Raw genomic sequence first — 17,118 nt, forward strand, 5'->3', positions numbered from 1 at the left:
TGATTTTTATTCAACTAATTATTTAATGTCTACCAGCTCCACATCGAAGCGTAGGATAGAGTTAGCCGGCATTTGCTCGCCACGATCCTGGTCGCCGTAAGCTAACGGAGACGGAACAAGTAAAATTGCTTCGCTGCCTTCTTTCAGTTGTGCAATAGCATCGTCCCAGCCTTTAATTACCATCTGCTGGCCAAGTGTAAACTCAAATGGCTTGCCACCAGCCATCGGGTTGCTGCGCGAGCCATCAAACTCTTTGCCATCCAGGAAAGTGCCTTTGTAATGTACAGCTACCTGGTCGCCGGCCTTAGCCTGTGGGCCTTTACCTTCTTTAGTAACTATGTAGTAAACGCCAGACTCTGTTTTCTTAACATTCTGCAGGTTATTCTCTTTAATGTAAGCCTGTATCTTGGCATCGTCAGTTTTTAACTGCTGCTCAGCGTTAGCGCGTGCTTTCTGCATCTGCTCTTCCATCATTTTAGCGTAATCCGCTTCTGCGTCAGCTTTAGACTGTACTTTCTCCATGTTGATGAAGAAGGTAAGCTGCGAACCTGGCTTAATGAACGGAGGCAACGGCTGGCCAAATGTTTTAGCGAAAAGTGTATCAGCATTGATCTTGAACACACCGCTATCGCCCGGAGACATCATAGAAAGTGCGTTCTCAAGGCCACCCTTCATAGTTGGCGCCATTAATGGCAATATGATAGGCATTTTAGGACCCTGCGTGCGGGTATCAGCAAACGTAGAGTCTGCAGCATTTTTGATAGCCCAATGGAACGTAACTACCTGGCCGATTTTAGCACCAGTGCTATCAGCAGGGTTTACTTCGCCTTTGTTTTCGTACTCTCCTTTATCATTTTTTTCGAAGACCTTATAAGTCAGGCCGTCAGCTGATGTATAGAACTCGTCGTTGTTTTTGTTGCAGGCTTGTACCATCAGGGCACCAGCTACTACTGGCAACAGGAATTTGATTTTAGATAACATTGATTATTTAAGGTTAGATTTTTATTAACTGTTTTGAGCGACAGCCTGCAGTTGTTCTTTATATTGTGGCAGCAGGCTTTCGAATTTTTGTACGGTTGCTTCCAGCGAGTCCAAAGACATGCCGCCGGCTGCATTTTTATGTCCGCCACCATTAAAGTGGTCGCGGGCAAACTCGTTGGCCGAGAAATCGCCTACCGAGCGGAACGACATTTTAACGGCCTGCGAGCGGTCGATGATCAGGGCTGCAAAAACAATGCCTTCTATAGATAGCGCATAGTTCACAAGGCCTTCGGTATCGCCGGTCTTGGAGTCGTAAGCTTTCAGTTCTTCGGCAGTTATAGCAAAATAAGCGGTATGATACTCCTGCAGCACTACCAGTTTCTCTTTCAGAGCATAGCCTAAAAAACGCAGGCGCAGTTCCGATGAGCTGTCGTAGATTAGGCGGTGGATGTTTGATGTTTTTACACCCACGTTCAGCAGATCGGCAATGATCAGGTGCACATTTGGCGAAGTACTTGGGTGGCGGAACGAGCCGGTATCCGTCATGATGCCTGCGTAAAGGCACTCTCCGATAAAAGTATCGATCAGGTCGCCGTCGCCCATGTCTTTTATCAGATCATACACGATCTCGGCAGTGGCGGCAGCATTTGTATTAGAAAACTGTAGCTGGGCAAAATCTTCGGGGTGCAGGTGGTGGTCTACCAGTACTTTGGTGCCCGATGCTGCCCTGATGTATTCGCCCATCTCGTTTATGCGCGACAAGTTCGAAAAGTCAAGGCAAAAGATAACCTGCGACTCAGAAATGATGCGTTGCACCAGTGCGTCGTTCTTCTCAGAATATATGATCACATCATCGTTACCGCTCATCCAGTTCAGGAAGCTCGGGTAATCGGATGGCGTAACCACAGTAACACGGTGCCCTTTCTTTTTGAGGTAACCTGCCAGACCCAAAGACGACCCCAGTGCATCGGCATCCGGTTTATGGTGCGTGGTGATCATCACCTCTTTAGGTTCCTTCAGAAGCTCTTTTAGAGCGCTAACATCATACATAGGTTAGGTTTAATTCCTCTGATTAGTAGGGAAATAAGGTGCGAATTTCTGAAGAAATAACTTCTAAAACAATAAAATAGCCGTTTTGCACCATAAAGCCCGTAAAGTTACCAATCTGGTTTTGGCAAACTATAACAGCAAACTTTAGCAATATTAACTATAAATGCACTAATTTTGCGCCCGTAAAACAGAAACATAATATAAATACGACATACCATGGCAGGAAACATCACATTTACCATGATCAAGCCGGATGCAGTGGCAGATAACCACATTGGCGGCATTACTCAAATGATCGAAGAAGGCGGCTTCCGCATTGTTGCGATGAAAAAGACAAGACTTACTGAAGAGCGTGCAGGCAAATTTTACGAAGTACACAAAGAGCGTCCGTTCTACAACGACCTTGTAAAATACATGTCTAAAGGCCCGATCGTTGCGATGATCCTGGAGAAAGACAATGCTGTAGAAGATTTCCGTACTCTGATTGGCGCTACAAACCCTGAGCAGGCTGCAGAAGGTACTATCCGTAAGAAATATGCTAAGTCTATCGAGTCTAACGCTGTTCACGGTTCTGACTCTGACGAGAACGCACAGATCGAAGGTGATTTCTTCTTCTCTGCTGACGAGCGTTTCTAAGCACAAAAAGAATACTTATTGATTTGAAGAATCCCGTTGGAGTTTGCTCCGGCGGGATTTTTTTATGAAGAACAAACTATAGTTTATGAAACAGAGACTTTTACTGCTTATTTTTATTTTGTTGGGTACAACAGTAAGTGCTCAGACTTTATCTTATGGATTAACAGGTCGCGTTGGTGCTTTTTATACTTTAGTTAGCAGTGCCAGAGCAAATGAAACAGATTTTGGTGTTGGGCTACAAGCAGGAGCAGGAGTTTGGGCAAAGTTGCCGATATCGTCTCAAAGCAAAATACAGGTAAGTCTTATTCAGGTTGCTGAACGCCAGTATGCTGGAGAAGTGCAGGTTATAGATGAAGACAGACGACCTATAGCAGATGCTAAACTTAGAGACGTTAACTTTGCGGCGGCACTTCAGGTGATGTATCTATACTCTTTAGGAGAGAAGTGGAGTATCGGAATCGGCCTTGGATCTAAATATGAGTATTTTTCAGAAAGCAGGATAGAAAAAGATTATAAAGACTTTCTTATTCGCCCGAATAATGCAAATAAGTACAGGCGGGAACTGACCTTGAATCTTCCGGTTGAAATACAGTATAATCTCAACGAGCGCCTGGCTTTAGTAAGTCAGTTCCAATATCAGCTTAGTAACCGCATCGAGCCAGCTAATGCAGATTATAGCGAGCATGACCTTGGTGTTTCTGTAGGAATAAACTATAGATTAATGTAAAAAGCAAAAGACCGGCAATTGAGTTCGCCGGTCTTTTGTTTTGAGTCAATCCTAACTATAAGTTAGTCTCTCGGAATGGTTAACTTCTGACCTGGTTTAATAAGGTCCGGGTTATCGCCGATAGTTGTTTTATTTGCATTATAGATCTTGGTCCAGGCACTGGCGTTGCCGTACTGGCGCTGCGCAATTTTAGAAAGCGAGTCGCCGGACTGAACAGTGTAGGTATCCTGGCTTGTAGCGCCAACATGCTGCTGGTTTGTAGATGCTGTAGTACCTTGCGTAGGCTGACCAGGCATCTGGTTGGTTCTTGGTGTACCTGTTGGTTGTTTAGCAGGCTCTTCTTTCCCCTTCTTTAAAAAATCAAACAATCCCATAATAAAATATTTAGTGTAAAACTTCTTCGTTTAGTAGCATTCCTTCCATAAGGACGCTTAAATAAATACGCCTTTACAGTTAGTTTGTTGTATAAGTGATTGTGTTAGAAGGTTGTTTGCAATATCAACTTTAAACAGAAAGGGAACGTACGTTATGCACAGGCTTTGCAGTAGTAGAGCCGAATGATTATGCAAAACATACAGAATAAAACTATGAAAATCTCAATGAAAAAGAATGTGTTGCTGGGCTTTATGAAATCAGCAATGATGATGTTGCTAATGGTAGTATTTGTAAGCTGCGGTGGCGACGAAGCCGGCACTGAAAGCATGCTATCGGGTACCAGCAGCAAAACCTGGAAAGCTAAAAAAGAAACTAGCGCAGCCGGCGATAAAGAGAAGCTGACTGACGCTGAAAAAGAGCAGAACCTGCAGTTTTATGCGGATGGTCGTTTCGCGATGGGCGGTGCCAGCACCCTGCAAACCGGAACCTGGACCTATGACCAGGGCGCTAAAAAGCTGACGTTGCTGTTTGAAGACCAGAACGTGTCGGAGAACTTTGATGTGCTGAAACTGAGTGACGATGAGCTTCGCCTGAGAGCAGGAGACGGTTCGGAAATGGTAATGGAAGCAGAGTAATACGAGTAACTATAACATGACTTGAGAGGCCGGCGTAACAGCCGGCTTTTTTATTACCTGCCTACCAGCCGCCTGAGCGAAAGCAAACCTAGTATAGGGCCTATTACAAGCAATGCAAAAGCAAAGGGCACAGGCACAACTTTTAGAATCTGTGCGGTAAACTGAATGCTAACTATAGTTAGCGCAAACCCGATACTAACAACTACGGTAAGTGCCGTGCCTACCAGATGCTGCGGCGCTGTGCGGGCATTTAATGCGGAAAACTGGGGAGAATCACCGGCTACAACTATACCCCAGAATACCAGGAACGGAATGACAACGATAGCTGAACTTACCTGTAGCATAAACACTGTAGCCACACAACATAAACCTGAAAGTAGCAACTGCACAAAAGCTACCCTTGCACTTCCGTAACGCTGCGACAAATAACCGCCGCCTACACAACCCACAGCGCCTGCAGCAATTATACAAAAACTATAAAAAGAGATCTCTATAGTAGTGAGATGAGGTAAACTATACGCCAGTATGACCGGCACAAACGCCCAGAACGTATACAGCTCCCACATGTGCCCGAAGTAGCCCAATGCCGCCGCCCTGAATTCCTTTAACTTGAAAACCTGCCACATATTGCGCACATCAAAAGCAGCGCCTTTGCGCAGGTAAGGTCCGTCGGGTACAAGCAGGTACATGGTTATTCCGCCAACGGCAGCCAGCCCGCTTATCGTTAGCAGCATAGTTTGCCAGTGCAGGCCGGTGCCAAAAGCCCGTAACAAATGCGGAAATGCCGTGCCTAGCACCAATGCCCCAACCAGAAAACCTATAGCTTTGCCTAAATTACCGCTGTACCAGCCAGCCGCTATCTTCATGCCTACAGGGTAAACTCCAGCCAGTAAAAAGCCAGTTGCCACCCGTAATAAAAGTATTGTTGTAAGATCGCCGGGAAGGAAGACCAGCAAGGTATTGGCAGCAGCCCCGGCCACGGCGCAAAGCATAAAAAGCAACCGCGGCGATACCCTGTCTGCTAGTGAAAGAAGAGCAAAGCAGAGCGTACCAACTATAAACCCTAACTGCACCGATGATGTGATTAGCCCCACTGCATCCTGCTCCAGGTTAAGCTCCCGTTGCAGCTCCGGCAATACCGCATTACCCGCAAACCACAACGACGTGCCCGCAAACTGGGTAAAAACTATAGTTGGCAAGATGCGGCGCATGTTCGAAGTTAAAAAGTTTGGAAGTTAGAAAGTTAAAAGTTTAAGCAATGGAAGAAAAACTACTTTCTAACTTCCAAACTTTTTAACTTTCTAACTAACCAAGGATCGTTTCGGCGAATTTTTCGATGGCTTTGCGGGTTTCGTAGGTGCGTTCGAACATGCCCATGTGCCCGGTCTGGCCAAGGAAGTAAACCATGCTGTTGTTGGGCAGGTGGCATTGCTCCAGAGCTTTGTCCATTGGTACGGCACCGTCTTCTTTGCCAAAAATGAACAGCACCGGAAACTTTGCTTTCTTTAGCACATCGGTTCTGTCGGGGCGGTCGCGCATGGCTGCCAGACCGCCGGTTATACTTTCCTGTGGAGTAGCTGTCCCGATCTTCTTCATCAGGTCTATTTTGCTACGGAGTTTGTCGCGGTTATCTGCAAAGAACAGGGGCTCTACAAACGACTGCATAAATTTCTCTACCCCGTGCTTCTCTACAAACTCTATGGTCTTGTTGCGGTTGTCTTTCTTTTCGTCGGTGTCGGGTAGGGCAGAGGAGTGGAAAAGGCAAAGACCATTTAACATGTTGCTATACTTTTCTGCAAAAGCCATACTTACATAGCCACCCATCGAATGCCCAATTAAAATACACTTTTTCACATCCAGCTTATCCAGTTGCTGCTTCACATAATCGGCCATTGCCTCCATGCTATAGTCTGTAATATTGGCGGTGTTGTTGCCGAAGCCCGGCAGGTCAAAAGCTATCGTTCTGAACTTCTGCTGCAGCGGCTTTTTGAAGTCCGTCCATAGTTGCTTGCTCTCGGCAAAGCCATGCAGGAAAACCAGCGTGTCGCCGGAGCCGGCATCGGTGTAAGTGGAGTGTGGCATAGTTTATAGTTTGTTGTAAAGATAGTAAATACGGAATATCTGCAACACCGGGTCAAATCACCATTGTTGAGTCTTGGCAAGGAAAGGAAGGGATTACAAACAGGAACTATAGAGCTATGAAAGCAACTATAATTAAAGAAGCACTGTCCCCTTGAGGGGACTACAGGGGTGTTAGGGCCGCAACTATAGAACTTTGAATCCAATTATAGCAAAGACAGAAAACGCCCCGCCTTAGACAAGGAGGGGCAGGGGTGGTTGGATCACTTCAACTATAACTCCAGACATCCCGAATCAAGTCCGGGATCTTCGACTCGCAGGAGCTGCGCACGCTGCTAGGTCTATAAGTAATCCTGCTAATCCTAAAATCCTGTAAATCCTGATTCAGACAAAAAAAAGCCCCGCAAGTACAACACCTGTGGGGCTTTCAAATATCTAATTAGTAACGTCTAAACTCTATACTTTAACCGCCACACCGATCATCTCACGCACAGTACGCTCGATGTCTTCCGGGGCAAAGCCAGCTTCGCGGTGCAATTCCAGTTGTGAGCCGTGCTCGTAAATAGTATCAGCCATGCCCAGGCGCTTAACCTGCGAACTATAGCCGTTATCAACCATAAACTCCAGCACAGCACTCCCGAAACCACCCTGCAGGCAGCCATCTTCTACGGTAATCACTTTGCTGTATTTCGAGAATATATGGTGTAATAACTCTTCATCAAGCGGCTTGGCAAAACGCATGTCGTAGTGGCCTGGGGTCAAACCTTCGAAGCTAAGTTTTTTGCAAACATCTACCGCATAGTTACCAATGTGGCCGAAAGTCAGTATAGCAACTTCTTCGCCTTCCTGTACGGTGCGGCCTTTGCCAATTTCTATTACTTCCAGCGGGGTTCTCCAGTTCGGCATAACACCTTCGCCGCGTGGGTAACGGATCGTGAACGGACCAGCTCCGTCTTGTGTAGCAGTAAACATCAGGTTGCGCAGTTCCTGCTCATTCATCGGGGCAGATACCACCATGTTCGGGATGCAGCGCATGTAAGCTATGTCGTAAGCGCCGTGGTGTGTCGGGCCGTCGGCACCGGCAAAGCCAGCTCTATCCAAACAGAAAACTACAGGCAGGTTCTGTAAGCACACATCGTGTACCACCTGGTCGTAGCCGCGCTGCATAAACGTGCTGTAGATGTTACAGAACGGGATCATACCTTGTGTGGCCAGGCCAGCTGAGAACGTAACGGCGTGTTGCTCGGCAATGCCTACGTCAAAAGCGCGGTCGGGCATGGCCTTCATCATAATGTTAAGCGAGCAGCCAGATGGCATAGCAGGCGTAACACCCATAATTTTAGGATTCTGCTCGGCAAGCTCAACTATAGTATGGCCGAACACATCCTGGTACTTCGGTGGCTGTGGTTTTTCAGGAACAGTTTTATAGATCTCGCCGGTAATTTTATCGAACAAACCCGGCGCGTGCCATTTGGTCTGGTCTTTTTCTGCCAGGGCAAAGCCTTTTCCTTTTGTGGTAATACAGTGTAGTATTTTCGGACCCGGTATGTGCTTCAGGTCTTCCATTACCGATATCAGATGATTGATGTCGTGGCCGTCTATCGGGCCAAAGTAACGGAATTTCAGTCCTTCGAAAAGGTTGCTCTGCTTTAAAATAGAAGCTTTAATGCCACTCTCTATTTTAGAAGCAATGTGCTGTGCATTCGGGCCAAACTTGCTGATCTTGCCGAGTATGTTCCAGATCTCGTCGCGTACCTTATTGTAGGTGCGGGAGGTAGTAATGTCGGTTAAATATTCTTTCAGAGCGCCTACGTTCGGGTCGATGCTCATGCAGTTGTCGTTAAGCACAACAAGCAAATTGGCATTGGTAGCACCGGCGTGGTTCAGAGCTTCGAAAGCCATACCACCCGTCATAGCGCCATCGCCGATAACGGCAATGTGGTGGCGGTCGGCTTCGTTTTTATACTGCGAGGCAACAGCCATGCCCAGCGCCGCCGAAATAGACGTGCTCGAGTGTCCTACGCCAAAGGTATCGTACTCACTTTCTTTACGCTTCGGGAAACCGGAAATGCCGCCGTATTTGCGGTTGGTATGAAATACTTCGCGGCGGCCGGTCAGGATCTTATGACCATATGCCTGGTGGCCTACATCCCAAACCAGCTGGTCGTAAGGCGTATTAAATACGTAATGCAGGGCTGTAGTAAGCTCTACCACACCCAGGCTCGCACCAAAGTGTCCGCCATGCATGGCCACTACATCAATTATATATTGCCTTAATTCCTGGGTAACCTGTAGCATCTGCTCCGGCTTCAGCTTTCGCAGGTCTTCAGGTGTATTTATGGAGGCAAGCAACTCTCCGGGTTTAATGATCATACCGTTCTCTTTATAAGACCCTCAACAATTTATTTTGTTAAAAGTTTGCGGGCGCAAAAAATTGTAAACGTCCGGGCAAAAGGTAAAATTAATAAAAAACTACAAACGAATTACCCGGCTTCTTATTTTCATGTCCGGAGTAATCAAAATTTATACCGTAAAGCCTGTAGGGTGCTGCAGAACTATAGTTGCGGAGCGATGGTTAGGTAATCTATGCCAGCTGGTGGTGCGTGTTGTAGTCAACTATAAACCTGGAGTTACACCAAATCAGCCAAAAATGTTTAAATTTGTTCTTCTTATAGCGCCCGGCGCTGCAGCAAAAAACTAAAGTATAGTGAGTTTCGAGATAAAATTACCGTTGTTTGAGGGGCCGTTCGACCTGCTGCTTTTTTTTATTGAGCGCGATGAGCTGGACATACACGACATTCCGATCTTCCAGATCACGAATGAGTTTATGGACTACATTAGGCAACTCGAGAAGCTGAACATAGAGGTGGCCAGCGATTTTATACTAACTGCTGCCACGCTAATGCGCATAAAGGCTAAAATGCTGCTGCCTCGCACCGAAAAGGATGAAGAGGGCAACGAAATTGACCCGCGCCAGGAACTGGTACAGCACCTGCTGGAATACAAAAAGTATAAAAGCGCTGTGCCAGCCTTATCAGAAATGGAAGACCTGCGCCTTGCCCAGGAAAACCGCGGCAATATACACGCCGAGCTGCAGGTTATAGCCAACGCCAACAATTTTGAGTACGAGCTGCAGGATCTGAACCTATATAAGCTGATGCGGGTGTTTGATAAAGTGATGCACCGCTACGAAGAAGAGCAGAACCGCCCGAAGCATACCGTTATACAGTACCCATATACTATAGAAGGTCAGCGCGATGTCATTCTCAGGTTAGTAACAGAGCGACAGCGCACCACTTTCTCAGAAGTGATCAGCCAATTCCCGGATAAGATAGGAATGATCTTTAACTTCCTGGCGATACTGGACATGCTGCAACTGAACCTGATCGGCATTGAAGTGGGCGAGGGCTTTAACGATTTTACAATAACGATAGCCGAAGGGCAGGCTGCCCAGGTAACTCAACTGCTGGTAGAGTAGTAACATAAAGCTCCGGAGAGAGAAGATAGCCAGGTAACCTGCATGGATCAGAACCAAAAAACAATACTTAAAAGCTTTAGCCCGGTTAAGGTGCTTATTCCGGTTTTCCTGGGGTTGGGTGCTACAGCCTGGCTGTTTATTAAAGACGATAAATTAGGTGACCTGGCGAGTATAGCTGATGCGAATATGTGGTGGCTTGGCGCTGCGTTGCTTGTACTTGTTATCCGCGACTTAGGCTACATTTACCGCATCCGTTCTCTTACGGATAAATTTCTGACCTGGCGCAACAGCCTCGACGTGATCATGCTCTGGGAATTTGCCTCTGCCGTTACGCCGTCGGTTGTGGGCGGAACTACAGTTGCCACTATCATCTTGAACAAAGAAGGTATTCCGCTGGGTAAGTCGCTGGCCTATGTGATGCTGACGGCTGTGCTGGATAACATGTTCTTTATAGTAGCCGCTCCGATTGCGTTGCTGGCTACCCAAGGCGAAGTTTTCCCTACCTTCGGCCTTGAAGCATCGGATATCAGTAAACTGAAATGGGCGTTTTATGTGAGCTATAGTTTAATTGCCCTGTACACGTTCCTGATGATCTATGCGCTGTTTGTAAAGCCCCGTGCATTTAAATGGCTTTTGCTAAAGATCACCTCTATCAAGTTTCTGCGCAAATGGCGGGTTAATGCGTTTCAGCATGGTAACGAGATCATCTGGGCATCGCAGCAACTGAAAGGTAAAAATGCCGCCTACTGGACCCGTGCAATCCTTTCAACGGTATTTGTGTGGTGTGCCCGTTACTTCCTCTTAAACTGTCTTATTGCAGCCTTTACCGATGTAACGCTAGCCGAGCACCTGCTTATCATTTCCCGCAACCTTATTTTCTGGATCGTGATGCTGATTGCGATCACACCAGGTGGCGCGGGTATCGTAGAGATGGCTTTCCCTAGTTTCTTCGGCTTGTTCCTGGGTGGTTTCAGTAACGTGGTGGTAATGCTGTACCGCCTGATCACCTATTATCCATATCTGATACTGGGTTCGGTCTTCCTGCCGAAATGGATCGCCAAAGTGTTTGGTCGCCAGCCGAAGGAACACGAGGAGTTTGCTTCTGAAATTAAAGGGTAATTTTTAAAAGACCTATAGTTTGAAAGAGTAACATGGGTAAATACTTATGCTGCTCTTTTGTTTATAGGTGCTTATTGCTGTCATCTTGAGCCAAGGCGAAGGATCTTATGTGTCTTGTAGTTGCTTCTTTGTCATCCCGAGCGAAGCCGAGGTATCTTATATGTTCTATAGTTAAGCATTCTATTCCTCGTACCAAGCTATCCACTCAAACCACTCTTCATCCTGGGAGCTCTAGTTGCCTATAGTTTCAAATCAGCCTTGGTGCCCTCATGGCCGGGAGGCCCCGTCTTCGGGCATCACGCTGTGCGAATCTCTTTTGCTCGTACCTCGCAATGCCTTTCGGCACCAGATATTCACAAGGCGCTCAACCCAAAGACTGAGATCTTTCACATAGAAACTGCTTTTGTATAGTTTGGACCGGTAGGCTCCGACATTTACCGTGGCTAGAATTCCGTAGGGACAGGTCACGACCTGTCCGTTCAATATCGTCAACTTTAGAACTATACACCTAACATAACTTTATGTGAAAGTATCCCCTTGAGGGGATTATAGGGGTGTTAAATCAACAACAATAAAACTATAAGGCAAACTATAACTAAAGCAGAAAAACTCCCCGCCTTAGCCAAGGAGGGGTTGGGGGTGGTTGGGCCAACAGCAACTATAAAACTTTAATCCAGACATTAGCAGGAACTGCGCATGGAGAGGACTGGGGTGAGGTTACATCACAACTATAAATCCATTATCTTAACAACCAAATCACACCGTAAGCAAAAGATCGATATTTCCGGAGCTTATAGTTTACTGATTGCTCTCAAAAACAGTATAAGCTATTAAACAACTATAGTTATATGAAAGCCATAGTTATAGGCGGCGGTATCGGCGGTTTGTGTGCGGCCCTGGCACTGCAGCAAGCAGGTATCGATACGACCGTTTACGAAGCAGCACCAAAGTTCAGGGGCCTGGGAGCGGGAGTTGGTCTGGCTGCTAATGCCATGCAGGGGCTTGCCCGGATGGGCGTTATAGATGATGTGGTGGCCCGGGGCAAGCAGCTCGATGCACTGGTTATTTTTGACGAGCATGGCCGCGAGATTAGCAACATGGATACCCGGCAGCTTAGCAACAAATATGGTATCAACAACTTTGTAATACACCGCGCTGACCTGCACGAAGTACTGCAAAGCCACCTGAAACCTGACACGATAGTTTTAGGCAAGCGCTGCGAAACGATAGAGCAGACCGGAGAGCAGGTGAAGGTCATGTTTACGGATGGTAGCCAGGCCACAGCAGACCTTCTGATCGCGGCAGACGGTATAAGTTCGGTAGTGCGTCAGCAACTGGTGCCGCAAAGTATACCACGCTATGCGGGCTACACCTGCTGGCGCGCTGTAATAGATAACCCGGGTGTAAAGATAAACGAGATGATATCGGCGGAGACCTGGGCACCGCAGGGAAGGGTTGGTATGGCGCCGCTTCAGGATAACAAGATATACTGGTATGCCTGTATTAATGCCCCGCAGCGCGACGAAAAAATGCGCAAGATGACACCCGAAAAGCTGGCCCGCCATTTCGAAACGGTACATTCGCCGGTAGAAATGGTGCTGGCTTCCACAACACCCGACCAGATAATCTGGAATGATATTGCCGACCTGGAGCCCCTGAAGCATTTTGTATATGGGCGTGTAGTTTTGCTAGGCGACGCTGCACACGCTACTACGCCAAACATGGGGCAGGGCGCCTGCCAGGCCATAGAAGACGCCGTAGTGCTGGCCCAATGCCTGAAACAGGAACCGGAACTGGCAGTAGCACTTAAGAAGTATGAGAAGCGCCGCAAAGCCCGAACCGCTAAAGTTATCGAAATGTCGCGGAGGCTGGGCGAGGTGGCGCAATGGCGTAACCCGCTGTTAGCCAAAGTCCGCAATACGCTTTTCAGGGCTATGCCAAAGTTTATAACCCAGCGCCAGATGGAAGACCTTTATAAGGTGGATTTTTAGCACGCAGGCCCGTTCTTTTTTCGTTACTTTGCCTTTTTTAACCGCTCCCTTGCCATGAAGAATATACTGTTACTTGCTGTAGTTGTGTTTTTGTGTAGTTGCTCCGGTGGCAACAAGCAGCTACTTGAAAAACTGCAGACAGCCGTAACATCCGAAGAAACCGGTACAAAAGGCTACAGAACTATAAACCTGGCTGAGCTAACCGATTTTGAGTGGGACACGCTTTACTATTTCCAGGAAGGGGAGAACCCGCGCGATATAAGTGATGTGATAGGTATAAAATGGGATGGATCGGATGTGCCGGGCGGCCATAGCAGGTTTTTGTTTGTAAAAGATGGACAGGTCTCCAGTTTTACCGATTACGATCTTACTGAGTTTCCGCTGCGTGTTTTTGGTTGTAACCAGGACCGGTGGGTCTATCCGCGCGAACGAAGTACGTTTGCCACCTTTAAATACTGCCAGGGCGATGAAGAACTATACGCTTTTATACCCGAGCCCTGCCTGCCAAACCTAAGCGAATTACAGAACAGCAAATGCCCCGAGTAAACCAACCTGGGCTATAGTTAGCAGTCTATAGTATCCTGTTCGTGCGCAGGGTTCATCATTTTCCAACGGATCAATTCTACATCGGTACTAACCTGTTGCATTCCCAGTTTCTCGAGTACCCTGGCCGATGGCTTGTTATCTAAGAGGCATCTGGCGGTAATGGCTTTTACACTCGGTTGTTTAAATGCCCAGCTTGCCAGACCTTTAGCCACTTCTAACCCATAGCCGTTTTTCTGTGCCTGCGTTATGATCGCATAGCCAATATCTACTTCACCATCATCATTAGGCAAACCTTTAAATCCGGCATCGCCAATTACGCTCATGCTATTCCGGTGCACCACCATATACGACTCAAAGCCAGTTGGCTCAGTTACTTTTTCCAGGTTGTGGATGATCTTCGGAAACGTGTCGATCGCCTCCTGATCGGGCCAGTAAGGGGTAAGCTGCAAGCCGAGCTTTTGAAGAATGCCTATATCGCCAGCCATCAGCGTTTTGGTGATTTTTAACGTGAAGGGAATAAGGATAAGTCTGTTGGTGTGGATGGGTTGGGCTGGCATTTTTAAGTTAAACCTGAGAGTTGGTCGGTTTTTTAAACGATGGATATTTAAAGAAAAAAATCAGCGGGCCGATTACCGGAAGAAACAGTGTTCCGATCAGCCAAACCAGCTTATTTGTGCCATCCAGCCTTTTTGTTACCAATATCATAATCCAGGAGATCAGAAATAAAGGTATTCCAGAAAACGTGACCATCTGCCAGAATATCAGGCCTACGTTGGGTGTTACTAGTTCCATTGATGTTGATTTAAGTTGTTAACTATAGTTTTTACGAATTTAAGATATGAAAGCTTGATTCTGGTTTATACATATGCTATAGTTAGATTAGGAAACTGAGGTAGCATATGATTATGTGAAGCTATTTACTTGGATGCGAAGATGCTGCCGGTTTTATCTTTTCATCCAATATGTCAATAACCTGCTTTTTTAATTTCTCATAGTTGAAGTTCTGTTCAACTCCAACATTATAAGTATAATGGCTATTCCCTTTACGCATACCAAGCAGGTACTTTGGCCCACCTTGCTCTATTGATATCGGGGAGTTTTCTGTTTGTATACTATATTCAATGTCGCCTTTCTGATTCACTACATAGAATATGTGCTTGTAGTATAGCTTTCCTTCTGGTTCAGCATATCGCTCAAAGACCTGAATCAATTTATCATTCCACTTAAACTGATCGAAGCAGAACATGTCCTGTAGGTTATCCTGAAGCAAGCCTTTTGAATGAGCTACATATAGTTTTTCTCTTAAAGGTGCAGCTTTGGTGTATTCTTTTCTAGCGTAGTGCACCTGTATCAACTTAGCGCAGGTATGAAAATCATTCGGGGTTAAAGTTAAGAGTTCCTCATAGGCTTGTTCAGCAGCAGGATAGTTTTGGTTCAGGTATTCGAACAAACCAATGTTATAAAGTACAGTTATGTAAGAGTCTGTTTCTTTAGATATCTTATTCTTAGCAGCTAAAAATGATGATAATGCGTTCTTGTCATCACCCTTAGCACTATAAACTTGCGGAATCATGACATATGCTCTGTCTGGCGCGTTATCCTGCGATACAGCCTTTTCGTAAGCCTGAAGTGCTTTGTCTAAATCATTCAGTTCATAATAAGAATCCCCAAGGACACTATAAAACTCTCCATCTTTAGGGTGTAGCTGAATGGCTTGGTTTATACTTTCAATAGCTTTATGATGCTGGTTAAGGTATTGCAGTGTTTTGCCTTTTATAAAATGTGGGTATGCATTATTGGGGTCTTTGCTGATGGAAAGGTCCATGAACTTTAAACAATTCTGATCATCTTCTTTCATGTAATAAGCCATTCCCATATAGTACACAGCTTTTGCTGGGTATGCATCTGCTTTGCTGGTGTATTTGCTGATGATCTTATCGTATTGCTGCTGATCGAATAGTTGTTTTATTTCATCAGTAACTTTATCATCCTGAGCAAGAATAGTAAAGCTTAATAGTAAGAGGAGACCAAATAGTAAAGTTGTCTTCATAGGGTTTGAATATTATATACTAAATATAGTGAATAAATAATTTAGTTATAGTAATAATTCCTCTGTTTATGAGTTCCAGGTCCGAAACCAAAACTGCTGCAGATTTCCTGATCCGCGTAACCCAATACCAATAAAAAATGGGGACCCGGAAGTCCCCATTAGTTAGCTCCTCGACGTGGAAGTCCGGAAGAGCAATTACTATTTATAGTTTATAGTTCAGTAAACTACACCAACTCATTCTTAACAAGATACTCCGCAATCTGCACGGCGTTGGTCGCAGCGCCTTTACGGAGGTTATCGGCAACTATCCACATGTTTATAGTTCGTGGCTGGGTTTCGTCTAAACGTACACGGCCAACTAATACTTCGTCTTTACCGTGGGCATCTTTCGGCATCGGGTATTGCAGGTTTTTTACGTCGTCTACTACCTTCACGCCTTCGGTTTGGCCTAAAATGCGGTAAACTTCATCCAGCGTAAAATCCTTCTCAAACTCCACGTTCACTGACTCCGAGTGGCCACCCATTACCGGAATACGCACCGCCGTAGCTGTAACCCGTATAGAGTCGTCGCCCATGATCTTCTTAGTCTCCAGGATCATTTTCATCTCCTCTTTGGTATAGCCGTTGTCCTGGAACACGTCGATGTGCGGCAATACGTTCAGGTCGATCTGGTATGGGTACGCTTTCTCGCCTTCCTTGCCTTCTCGCTCGTTCATCAGCTGTTCTACAGCCTTCACGCCTGTGCCTGTTACCGATTGGTAGGTGCTCACAACTATACGCTTCGCCTTCAGCTCTTCGTGCAGCTTGTTCAGAGCCACTACCATTTGTATTGTAGAGCAGTTCGGGTTAGCAATGATCTTATCTTCTTTGGTCAGTTCTTTGGCGTTAATCTCCGGCACCACCAGCTTTTTGGTCGGGTCCATGCGCCACGCCGATGAGTTATCAACTACCACAGTTCCAGCTTCGGCAAACTTCGGGGCCCACTCGGTAGAGGTACTTCCGCCTGCAGAGAAAATGGCAATGTGCGGGGCAGCCGCGATCGCGTCCTGCATCCCGATAACCTTTATCTGTTTACCCTTAAACTCCATCTGTTTACCAACAGATCTCTCAGAAGCAACCAACATCAACTCTGTTACCGGGAAGTCGCGCTCCGCCAGTACTTTCAAAATTTCGCCGCCTACCAATCCGGTGGCGCCTACTACTGCTACTTTCATTTAGGGTATGTATTTAATTGTTTAATGTGCAAATTGTCAGAATCAGGATTTTCAGGATTAAAGGATGAACAGGATTACAATACCTGAGCTCTCTAACTGAATTAACTAACGCCTTAACCTCTCGTAATAGTTCTGAAACTATAAAAATGGTTTTCAGCCTGATCTTACAGTGTGCGAAGCTCCTTTGAGCGTCTTTGGGTTACACATGCGGCTGCAAATTACGTAAGTTTTCTCCAC

At 46.2% G+C, this 17,118-nt stretch carries 18 protein-coding genes; 8 read left to right on the forward strand and 10 right to left on the reverse strand.

The window, feature by feature from the left end:
• Positions 1 to 18 precede the first annotated feature (18 nt).
• Positions 19 to 981, reverse strand: a complete 963-nt coding sequence (locus ABS362_RS16335; RefSeq protein WP_350413719.1) for an FKBP-type peptidyl-prolyl cis-trans isomerase — start codon at positions 979 to 981, stop codon at positions 19 to 21.
• A 24-nt stretch (positions 982 to 1,005) separates the two neighbouring features.
• Complete coding sequence (locus ABS362_RS16340) at positions 1,006 to 2,031, reverse strand: DHH family phosphoesterase (RefSeq protein ID WP_350413720.1); 1,026 nt, start codon at positions 2,029 to 2,031, stop codon at positions 1,006 to 1,008.
• Between the two features lie 216 nt (positions 2,032 to 2,247).
• Between ABS362_RS16340 and ABS362_RS16345 the strand changes: the two genes are divergently transcribed.
• Positions 2,248 to 2,667 carry a nucleoside-diphosphate kinase gene (locus tag ABS362_RS16345; protein ID WP_340326760.1) on the forward strand — a complete coding sequence of 140 codons (420 nt, stop codon included), beginning with the start codon at positions 2,248 to 2,250 and terminating at the stop codon, positions 2,665 to 2,667.
• 85 nt (positions 2,668 to 2,752) lie between these two features.
• The gene (locus tag ABS362_RS16350) at positions 2,753 to 3,394 is read left to right on the forward strand and encodes a hypothetical protein (RefSeq protein ID WP_350413722.1); all 642 of its coding nucleotides are present in this window, start codon (positions 2,753 to 2,755) and stop codon (positions 3,392 to 3,394) included.
• Positions 3,395 to 3,456: 62 nt separating this feature from the next.
• Here the strand turns inward: ABS362_RS16350 and ABS362_RS16355 are convergent, their stop codons facing one another.
• Positions 3,457 to 3,768 carry a LysM peptidoglycan-binding domain-containing protein gene (locus ABS362_RS16355; RefSeq protein WP_350413724.1) on the reverse strand — a complete coding sequence of 104 codons (312 nt, stop codon included), beginning with the start codon at positions 3,766 to 3,768 and terminating at the stop codon, positions 3,457 to 3,459.
• A gap of 213 nt (positions 3,769 to 3,981) precedes the next feature.
• Between ABS362_RS16355 and ABS362_RS16360 the strand changes: the two genes are divergently transcribed.
• On the forward strand, positions 3,982 to 4,404 hold the full coding sequence (locus ABS362_RS16360) for a hypothetical protein (protein ID WP_350413725.1): 423 nt from the start codon (positions 3,982 to 3,984) through the stop codon (positions 4,402 to 4,404).
• A gap of 53 nt (positions 4,405 to 4,457) precedes the next feature.
• Here ABS362_RS16360 and ABS362_RS16365 read toward each other — a convergent pair whose 3' ends face one another.
• The 3 genes from ABS362_RS16365 to dxs all read right to left on the reverse strand — a co-directional run bounded on the left by ABS362_RS16365 (position 4,458) and on the right by dxs (position 8,856).
• Positions 4,458 to 5,615 (reverse strand): MFS transporter, encoded by a 1,158-nt coding sequence (locus ABS362_RS16365; protein WP_350413726.1) that lies wholly within the window; start codon positions 5,613 to 5,615, stop codon positions 4,458 to 4,460.
• A gap of 94 nt (positions 5,616 to 5,709) precedes the next feature.
• On the reverse strand, positions 5,710 to 6,486 hold the full coding sequence (locus tag ABS362_RS16370; RefSeq protein ID WP_350413728.1) for an alpha/beta fold hydrolase: 777 nt from the start codon (positions 6,484 to 6,486) through the stop codon (positions 5,710 to 5,712).
• A gap of 453 nt (positions 6,487 to 6,939) precedes the next feature.
• Complete coding sequence (gene dxs / locus ABS362_RS16375) at positions 6,940 to 8,856, reverse strand: 1-deoxy-D-xylulose-5-phosphate synthase (RefSeq protein WP_350413729.1); 1,917 nt, start codon at positions 8,854 to 8,856, stop codon at positions 6,940 to 6,942.
• Between the two features lie 130 nt (positions 8,857 to 8,986).
• Here dxs and ABS362_RS16380 point away from each other — a divergent pair, with 130 nt between their 5' ends.
• The 5 genes from ABS362_RS16380 to ABS362_RS16400 all read left to right on the forward strand — a co-directional run bounded on the left by ABS362_RS16380 (position 8,987) and on the right by ABS362_RS16400 (position 13,617).
• Entirely contained in the window at positions 8,987 to 9,184 is a 198-nt protein-coding gene (locus ABS362_RS16380) for a hypothetical protein (protein WP_350413730.1), read from the forward strand.
• A gap of 6 nt (positions 9,185 to 9,190) precedes the next feature.
• Positions 9,191 to 9,961, forward strand: a complete 771-nt coding sequence (locus ABS362_RS16385) for a segregation and condensation protein A (protein WP_350413732.1) — start codon at positions 9,191 to 9,193, stop codon at positions 9,959 to 9,961.
• Positions 9,962 to 10,003: 42 nt separating this feature from the next.
• Positions 10,004 to 11,080 carry a lysylphosphatidylglycerol synthase transmembrane domain-containing protein gene (locus ABS362_RS16390; protein ID WP_350413733.1) on the forward strand — a complete coding sequence of 359 codons (1,077 nt, stop codon included), beginning with the start codon at positions 10,004 to 10,006 and terminating at the stop codon, positions 11,078 to 11,080.
• Between the two features lie 848 nt (positions 11,081 to 11,928).
• On the forward strand, positions 11,929 to 13,071 hold the full coding sequence (locus ABS362_RS16395; protein WP_350413735.1) for an FAD-dependent monooxygenase: 1,143 nt from the start codon (positions 11,929 to 11,931) through the stop codon (positions 13,069 to 13,071).
• Between the two features lie 54 nt (positions 13,072 to 13,125).
• A complete protein-coding gene (locus ABS362_RS16400) occupies positions 13,126 to 13,617 on the forward strand; it encodes a hypothetical protein (RefSeq protein ID WP_350413736.1) in 492 nt (163 codons plus the stop codon).
• A gap of 17 nt (positions 13,618 to 13,634) precedes the next feature.
• On the opposite strand, the gene ABS362_RS16405 is transcribed toward ABS362_RS16400, so the two are convergent.
• The 4 genes from ABS362_RS16405 to ABS362_RS16420 form a co-directional block, all read right to left on the reverse strand.
• Positions 13,635 to 14,174 (reverse strand): GNAT family N-acetyltransferase, encoded by a 540-nt coding sequence (locus ABS362_RS16405; RefSeq protein ID WP_350413738.1) that lies wholly within the window; start codon positions 14,172 to 14,174, stop codon positions 13,635 to 13,637.
• A gap of 7 nt (positions 14,175 to 14,181) precedes the next feature.
• On the reverse strand, positions 14,182 to 14,409 hold the full coding sequence (locus tag ABS362_RS16410; RefSeq protein ID WP_350413739.1) for a PLDc N-terminal domain-containing protein: 228 nt from the start codon (positions 14,407 to 14,409) through the stop codon (positions 14,182 to 14,184).
• Between the two features lie 121 nt (positions 14,410 to 14,530).
• Positions 14,531 to 15,667, reverse strand: coding sequence for a tetratricopeptide repeat protein (locus ABS362_RS16415; protein WP_350413741.1), 1,137 nt, complete (start codon positions 15,665 to 15,667; stop codon positions 14,531 to 14,533).
• Between the two features lie 224 nt (positions 15,668 to 15,891).
• Positions 15,892 to 16,881: an aspartate-semialdehyde dehydrogenase gene (locus ABS362_RS16420; RefSeq protein ID WP_350413743.1), complete on the reverse strand. Its 990-nt coding sequence runs from the start codon at positions 16,879 to 16,881 to the stop codon at positions 15,892 to 15,894.
• Between the last annotated feature and the right edge of the window lie 237 nt (positions 16,882 to 17,118).

The organism is Pontibacter populi (assembly GCF_040278685.1).
GTDB lineage: Bacteria > Bacteroidota > Bacteroidia > Cytophagales > Hymenobacteraceae > Pontibacter > Pontibacter populi.

Excerpts from the sequence above, each read along its gene's own strand:
- ABS362_RS16335 (WP_350413719.1), bottom strand. The coding sequence starts at position 981 with ATGTTATCTAAAATCAAATTCCTGTTGCCAGTAGTAGCTGGTGCCCTG.
- ABS362_RS16340 (WP_350413720.1), bottom strand. The coding sequence starts at position 2,031 with ATGTATGATGTTAGCGCTCTAAAAGAGCTTCTGAAGGAACCTAAAGAG.
- ABS362_RS16345 (WP_340326760.1), top strand. The coding sequence starts at position 2,248 with ATGGCAGGAAACATCACATTTACCATGATCAAGCCGGATGCAGTGGCA.
- ABS362_RS16350 (WP_350413722.1), top strand. The coding sequence starts at position 2,753 with ATGAAACAGAGACTTTTACTGCTTATTTTTATTTTGTTGGGTACAACA.
- ABS362_RS16355 (WP_350413724.1), bottom strand. The coding sequence starts at position 3,768 with ATGGGATTGTTTGATTTTTTAAAGAAGGGGAAAGAAGAGCCTGCTAAA.
- ABS362_RS16360 (WP_350413725.1), top strand. The coding sequence starts at position 3,982 with ATGAAAATCTCAATGAAAAAGAATGTGTTGCTGGGCTTTATGAAATCA.
- ABS362_RS16365 (WP_350413726.1), bottom strand. The coding sequence starts at position 5,615 with ATGCGCCGCATCTTGCCAACTATAGTTTTTACCCAGTTTGCGGGCACG.
- ABS362_RS16370 (WP_350413728.1), bottom strand. The coding sequence starts at position 6,486 with ATGCCACACTCCACTTACACCGATGCCGGCTCCGGCGACACGCTGGTT.
- dxs (WP_350413729.1), bottom strand. The coding sequence starts at position 8,856 with ATGATCATTAAACCCGGAGAGTTGCTTGCCTCCATAAATACACCTGAA.
- ABS362_RS16380 (WP_350413730.1), top strand. The coding sequence starts at position 8,987 with ATGTCCGGAGTAATCAAAATTTATACCGTAAAGCCTGTAGGGTGCTGC.
- ABS362_RS16390 (WP_350413733.1), top strand. The coding sequence starts at position 10,004 with ATGGATCAGAACCAAAAAACAATACTTAAAAGCTTTAGCCCGGTTAAG.
- ABS362_RS16395 (WP_350413735.1), top strand. The coding sequence starts at position 11,929 with ATGAAAGCCATAGTTATAGGCGGCGGTATCGGCGGTTTGTGTGCGGCC.
- ABS362_RS16400 (WP_350413736.1), top strand. The coding sequence starts at position 13,126 with ATGAAGAATATACTGTTACTTGCTGTAGTTGTGTTTTTGTGTAGTTGC.
- ABS362_RS16405 (WP_350413738.1), bottom strand. The coding sequence starts at position 14,174 with ATGCCAGCCCAACCCATCCACACCAACAGACTTATCCTTATTCCCTTC.
- ABS362_RS16410 (WP_350413739.1), bottom strand. The coding sequence starts at position 14,409 with ATGGAACTAGTAACACCCAACGTAGGCCTGATATTCTGGCAGATGGTC.
- ABS362_RS16415 (WP_350413741.1), bottom strand. The coding sequence starts at position 15,667 with ATGAAGACAACTTTACTATTTGGTCTCCTCTTACTATTAAGCTTTACT.
- ABS362_RS16420 (WP_350413743.1), bottom strand. The coding sequence starts at position 16,881 with ATGAAAGTAGCAGTAGTAGGCGCCACCGGATTGGTAGGCGGCGAAATT.